Source organism: Agreia sp. (genome assembly GCF_964263775.1).
Lineage (GTDB): Bacteria > Actinomycetota > Actinomycetes > Actinomycetales > Microbacteriaceae > Agreia.
Window position 1 is genome coordinate 1 of the sequence record NZ_CAXVWM010000059.1, and the last position, 5,713, is coordinate 5,713.

5 protein-coding genes and 1 pseudogene are annotated in these 5,713 nt (G+C 67.0%); 4 read left to right on the forward strand and 2 right to left on the reverse strand.

What is annotated here, in order from left to right:
* The 3 genes and pseudogenes from ACE5CZ_RS05185 to ftsY all read left to right on the forward strand — a co-directional run.
* Positions 1-301: pseudogene (locus tag ACE5CZ_RS05185) on the forward strand (lipoate--protein ligase B); the annotation flags it as partial.
* Positions 298-1,296 (forward strand): lipoyl synthase, encoded by a 999-nt coding sequence (gene lipA, locus ACE5CZ_RS05190; RefSeq protein WP_374946276.1) that lies wholly within the window; start codon positions 298-300, stop codon positions 1,294-1,296. The pseudogene ACE5CZ_RS05185 and the gene lipA, both read left to right, overlap by 4 nt.
* A 23-nt stretch (positions 1,297-1,319) precedes the next feature.
* On the forward strand, positions 1,320-2,195 hold the full coding sequence (ftsY, locus tag ACE5CZ_RS05195) for a signal recognition particle-docking protein FtsY (RefSeq protein WP_374946277.1): 876 nt from the start codon (positions 1,320-1,322) through the stop codon (positions 2,193-2,195).
* A 41-nt stretch (positions 2,196-2,236) separates the two neighbouring features.
* Here ftsY and ACE5CZ_RS05200 read toward each other — a convergent pair whose 3' ends face one another.
* The gene (locus ACE5CZ_RS05200) at positions 2,237-3,112 is read right to left on the reverse strand and encodes an LLM class flavin-dependent oxidoreductase (RefSeq protein WP_374946278.1); all 876 of its coding nucleotides are present in this window, start codon (positions 3,110-3,112) and stop codon (positions 2,237-2,239) included.
* 93 nt (positions 3,113-3,205) lie between these two features.
* On the opposite strand from ACE5CZ_RS05200, the gene ffh reads away from it, so the two are divergent.
* On the forward strand, positions 3,206-4,780 hold the full coding sequence (gene ffh, locus ACE5CZ_RS05205; RefSeq protein WP_374946279.1) for a signal recognition particle protein: 1,575 nt from the start codon (positions 3,206-3,208) through the stop codon (positions 4,778-4,780).
* Between the two features lie 44 nt (positions 4,781-4,824).
* Here ffh and ACE5CZ_RS05210 read toward each other — a convergent pair whose 3' ends face one another.
* Positions 4,825-5,604 (reverse strand): M23 family metallopeptidase, encoded by a 780-nt coding sequence (locus ACE5CZ_RS05210; RefSeq protein WP_374946280.1) that lies wholly within the window; start codon positions 5,602-5,604, stop codon positions 4,825-4,827.
* Between the last annotated feature and the right edge of the window lie 109 nt (positions 5,605-5,713).

Consider the following 5,713-nt stretch of genomic DNA (forward strand, 5'->3'; position numbering starts at 1 on the left):
CGTCGAGGGGCGTTCCGGCGTCTGGGTCTCGCGGAATGGCGCCGACCTCAAGATCGCGGCCATCGGCATCCGCATCGCCCACGGGGTGACGATGCACGGCTTCGCCCTCAACTGCAGCAACAGCCTCGAACCGTATTCGCACATCATCGCGTGCGGCATCCGCGATGCGGGCGTGACCACGATCAGCGAGTGCCTCGGACGTGCGGTTTCGCCGAGCGAGATCGCACCCCTGGTCGCCGACCGGTTCACTGACTCGTCGACGATCGCAGGCTTCGCCGCTGCCGTCGAGGTCGCCGCGTGAGCGCCGTGCCCGAGGGGCGCAAGCTGCTGCGGCTCGAGATCCGCAACGCCGAGACGCCGATCGAGAAGAAGCCCGAGTGGATCAAGACGAAGGCGCGCTTCGGCCCTGAATACCGTGCCCTGCAGAACCTCGTGAAAGAGGAGGGGCTGCACACCGTCTGCCAGGAGGCCGGCTGCCCCAACATTTTCGAGTGCTGGGAGGACCGCGAGGCGACCTTCCTCATCGGCGGCTCGCAGTGCACGCGCCGCTGCGACTTCTGTCAGATCGACACGGGCAAACCCGCCGACTATGACACAGATGAGCCCCGACGGGTCGCCGAATCGGTCGAGAAGATGAACCTGCGCTACGCCACGGTCACCGGCGTCGCCCGCGACGACCTGCCCGACGAGGGCGCGTGGCTGCACGCCGAGACGGTGCGCGAGATCCATCGCCGCAACCCGGGAACCGGCGTCGAGATCCTCGCCACCGACTTCTCGGGCAATCCTGACCTCCTCGCCGAGGTGTTCTCGTCGCGGCCCGAGGTGTTCGCGCACAACGTCGAGACGGTTCCGCGCATCTTCAAGCGCATCCGTCCGGCCTTCCGCTACGAACGCTCGCTCGACGTGCTCACCCAGGCGCGGGCCGCCGGACTGATCACCAAGTCGAACCTCATCCTCGGTATGGGCGAGGAGCCGGCCGAGGTGAGCCAGGCGCTGCGCGACCTGCACGACGCGGGCACCGACATCATTACTCTGACGCAGTACCTGCGGCCCAGCCCGCGCCACTTGCCCGTCTCGCGCTGGGTCAAGCCCGAGGAGTTCGTGGCCTTCAAGCAGGAGGCGGAGGAGATCGGTTTTCTGGGAGTTCTGGCCGGGCCCCTGGTGCGATCGAGCTACCGGGCCGGCCGGTTGTGGGCGCAGTCGATGGCTCGCATGGGATTCGAACTGCCTGAACGCCTGGCCCACCTCGCCGCCGAGGCGGAGCGCTCTGACGGCTTCGTGCAGGCGGTCGGCTAGACGTGCGCCGGTAGTCTTGTCGCATGGCTGAACGCACCCCCTGGTCTTTGTCTGGCGCCCTCAGAGGCATGTTCACCAAGCCCACGATCGACGCCAACACGTGGGACGACCTGGAAGACGCGCTGCTGAAGGCCGACTTCGGCCCCGATGTCACAGACTCGGTCGTAGGCGACCTGCGGGCCAAGGTCGACCGGTTCAAGACGACCGATCCGAAAGACCTTCAGCGCATGCTGCGCGAGACGATGGAGGAGCGGCTGTCGCGGTTCGACACGACCCTGCATCTGTCTGAGCGCCCTGCCGTGGTGCTCGTCGTCGGAGTCAACGGGGTCGGCAAGACCACGACCATCGGAAAGTTCGCGAGGTTCCTCGCGACCTACGAGCGCTCTGTCGTGATCGGTGCGGCCGACACCTTCCGCGCCGCGGCGGTCGAGCAAGTGGCCACGTGGGCCGAGCGCGCCGGCGCCGCCATCGTGCGCCCGCAGCACGAGGGGCAAGATCCAGCGTCCGTGGCGTTCCAGACCATCGAATACGCCAAGCTGCACGGCACCGAGATCGTGGTCATCGACACGGCAGGTCGGCTGCAGACCAAGGGTGGTCTCATGGACGAGCTGGGCAAGATTCGTCGAGTGATCGAGAAGCAGGCACCGGTGGCCGAGGTGCTGCTCGTGCTCGATGCCACTACGGGCCAGAACGGGCTCGCCCAGGCCGAGGCGTTCATTCAGCACGCGGGAGTCACCGGGCTGGTTCTCACCAAGCTCGACGGCTCGGCCAAGGCCGGGTTCGTGCTGGCCGTGCAGGAGAGAACGGGAATACCCATCAAGCTGATCGGCCAGGGCGAGGGCATCAACGACCTCACCGGCTTCACGCCGCACGTCTTCGCGCAGAACCTGGTCGGCTAACCCCCGCTCCCTGAGCCCGTCGAAGGGAGCCTGTCGACGGGCTAGAACCTCGACGCCACCTCGTAGAGAACCTCTTCGTCGCCGGCGTAGATGCCCCCGGCTCGCGGCCAGTGCGAGATGACGTCCGTGAACCCGAGCTGCGCCGCGCGCCCGGCCAGATCGTCGAACGCCCCGACACTCTCGAGCGAGAACTGGCCGCCCGAGTCGAGCGACAGATAACGATCGATGGATGCCGGGTCGCGGCCCGCCTTCTCGGCCGCGTCATCGAGACGGCCGGCCAGCGTTTCTACCACAGACCACCACTCGTCGCCCGTGGCTCCGTCTGTGCCCGTGGTGACCCAGCCCTGGCCCTGCTCGGCCACGAGTGCGAGTCCGCGAGGGCCGTTGGCCGCGAGCACGAACGGAACTCGCGGCTGCTGAACGGGGTTGCCGACCATGCGGGCGTCGACCGCCGAGTACCAGTCGCCGTCGAAGCGGATACCGCGGGCGTTGTCACCCTCGTGCCGAAGCAGCTCATCGAGCAGCGTCACGAACTCGGCGAAGCGCGCGTGGCGCTCGCGAGGCGTGTATTCGGCCTGGCCGAGCACGAACGCGTCGAAGCCCGTGCCGCCGGAACCGACTCCGAGCAAGAACCTGCCGCCCGAGATGTCGTCGACGGTGGCGACCTCTTTGGCGAACGGCACCGGATGCCGGAAGTTCGGCGATGAGACGAAGGTGCCGAGGCGAATGGTCTCCGTGACGACCGCCGCCGCCGTGAGCGTCGGGATCGTCGCGTTCCACGGCTGGTCGGCCAGCGACCGCCAGGAGAGGTGATCGTAGGTCCACGCGTGATCGAAGCCGAGCCCCTCCGCCGACTGCCACTTGCGACGGGCGATCGACCAGGGATCTTGGGGAAGGATGACGATTCCGTGACGCATGGGTCGAGTCTAGGGACTGCCCCGACATGGGGATCGTCTCGATCGGCAGCCCTTCGACGAACTCAGGCAACGGGCGGGTAAACTTGTCGAACCATGGCTACTTTCGGAAACCTGTCTGACCGGCTCGCAGAGACATTCAAGAACCTTCGCACGAAGGGCAAGCTGAGCCCCGCCGATGTGGACGCGACGGTCCGCGAGATTAGGCGCGCACTGCTCGACGCCGACGTCGCGCTCGAGGTCGTCAAGGAGTTCACCGGCAACGTGCGCGAGCGCGCTCTGGGCGGCGAGGTCAACAAAGCCCTCAACCCCGCGCAGCAGGTCGTTCAGATCGTCAACGAAGAACTCGTGGCGATCCTCGGCGGCGAAGCCCGTCGCATCCAGTTCGCCAAGAAGCCGCCGACCGTCATCATGTTGGCGGGCCTGCAGGGCGCCGGTAAGACCACCCTGGCGGGCAAGCTCGCCAAGTGGCTCGCCAAAGACAACCACACCCCCCTGCTGGTCGCCGCCGACCTGCAGCGGCCGAACGCGGTCAACCAGCTGCAGGTCGTCGCCGGCCAGGCGGGTGTCGCCGTCTTCGCGCCCGAGCCGGGCAACGGCACCGGCAACCCGGTGAGGGTCGCGAAGGACTCGATCAAGTTCGCCATCGACAAGCAGTACGACGTGGTTATCGTCGACACGGCCGGCCGCCTCGGCGTCGACGCCGACATGATGAAGCAGGCCGCAGACATCCGCAAGGCCGTCGACCCCGACGAGGTGCTGTTCGTCATCGACGCCATGATCGGTCAAGACGCGGTCGCCACGGCCAAGGCCTTCCAAGAAGGAGTCGACTTCACCGGGGTCGTGCTCACGAAGCTCGACGGCGACGCCCGCGGTGGAGCAGCGCTTTCTGTCGCCTCCGTCACCGGACGCCCGATCATCTTCGCGTCGACCGGCGAATCGCTCGACGACTTCGAGCCGTTCTACCCCGATCGCATGGCGAGCCGCATCCTCGACCTCGGCGACATCCTGACCCTCATCGAGCAGGCCCAGTCGGCCTTCGATGAGGGCGAGGCCATGAAGATGGCCGAGAAGTTCGCCACCGACACATTCACGCTCGAAGACTTCCTGTCTCAGATGCAGCAGCTTCGCGGCGCCGGATCCATCAAGAAGATGATGGGCATGCTCCCCGGCATGGGCGGCATGAAGCAACAGCTCGAGAACTTCGACGAGCGCGAGATCGTGCGCACAGAGGCGATCATCCAGTCGATGACCAAAGCCGAGCGGCAGAATTCGAAGCTGCTCAACGGCTCGCGCCGCGTGCGCATCGCCAAGGGTTCGGGCATGACCGTCACCGACGTGAACCAGCTCGTTCAGCGCTTCGAGCAGGCCGCCAAGATGATGAAGACCGTAGCCAAGGGCGGCATGCCGAACATCCCTGGAATGGGTCCGGTTCCCGGTGCCCATGGCGGTCGCAAGCAGGTCGCCAAGAAGAAGAGCGGATCGAAGTCGGGCAACCCCGCCAAGCGTGCGGCAGAAGACGCGGCACGCGCCGCGGGTATCAAGCCGGATGCCGCGCCCGTCTCGGCGGGTGGCTCCGGCTTCGGGCTGGGGCTCGGCAAAGGCAAGAGCGCGCCTGGCGCACCGAGCGAAGAAGAACTGGCCTCGCTGCAGAAGTTCCTCGGCCGCTAGGTCGAGGGTGGCGGCACCCGTTGCCTGAGCCTGTCGAAAGGCAGTCAGTAGCTGGCGTTGGCCTCGAGGTACGGAATCGGGTCGAAGCGCACGCCGTCGGCGAAGAACAGCTCGAAGTGGCAGTGCTCGACGGTCGCGTTTCCCGTGTCGCCGGTGAGGCCGATCACGGTTCCGGCCGTGATCTCCTGGCCGACGGTCACAGTGACCGAGCCGTCTTGAAAGTGCATGTACATGCTGCAAAGGCGTTGTCCGCCGACCATGGTGGCGATGGCCACGTAGTTGCCGGCCGATCCGTTGTAGCCCGACGCAGTCACTATGCCGTCGCCGATCGCCTGGATCGGGGTTCCGTCGCCCGCGAGCATGTCGATGCCGTCGTGCATTCCTTCGGCGCGTGGACCGAATCCGTCGCCGATCTTGACGGGGTGGTCGTAGGGCCAGGTGAGCCTGGTCGTCTCGGCGGGGGCGTCTCGCTGGCAGCCCCATCCTCCCGGGCTTCCGCCCGTCGATGCCGCAGCGACGGGCTTGGCCACGGGGGTCGGGGTGGGCGTAGGGGTGGGGGTGTTTACCGTGTAGCCGTCGCGCAGCACGCTGGCGTCTGCGGCGGAGGCATCCACCGACAGCAGTTGATCCTGCGACTGCGAGCCGCCTGTCACCCCGGTCATTCCGAACGTCGAGCCGGGGCCGAAAGCGGCGGCCGGAAGCGACGTGGCCACGGCGAGCGCGCCGACGAAAAGCAGGGCGGCCGGGGGAAGAATCCGGGAGGCGAGGTTGCGGCGCGGGCGCCGGGGGCGCGCGCTCACAGCCTTCGGCTCTATCGACTTCACTTGTTCATTGTGAGGTGCGATGTCGGATGCCGCAAGGTGAGCCGTCGATCACCCTCGATAAGTAGGCTCGCACCATGACGACACCTCCTTCGCGCCCCGTGCGCATCGG

Excerpts from the sequence above, each read along its gene's own strand:
- ffh (WP_374946279.1), top strand. The coding sequence starts at position 3,206 with ATGGCTACTTTCGGAAACCTGTCTGACCGGCTCGCAGAGACATTCAAG.
- ACE5CZ_RS05200 (WP_374946278.1), bottom strand. The coding sequence starts at position 3,112 with ATGCGTCACGGAATCGTCATCCTTCCCCAAGATCCCTGGTCGATCGCC.
- ftsY (WP_374946277.1), top strand. The coding sequence starts at position 1,320 with ATGGCTGAACGCACCCCCTGGTCTTTGTCTGGCGCCCTCAGAGGCATG.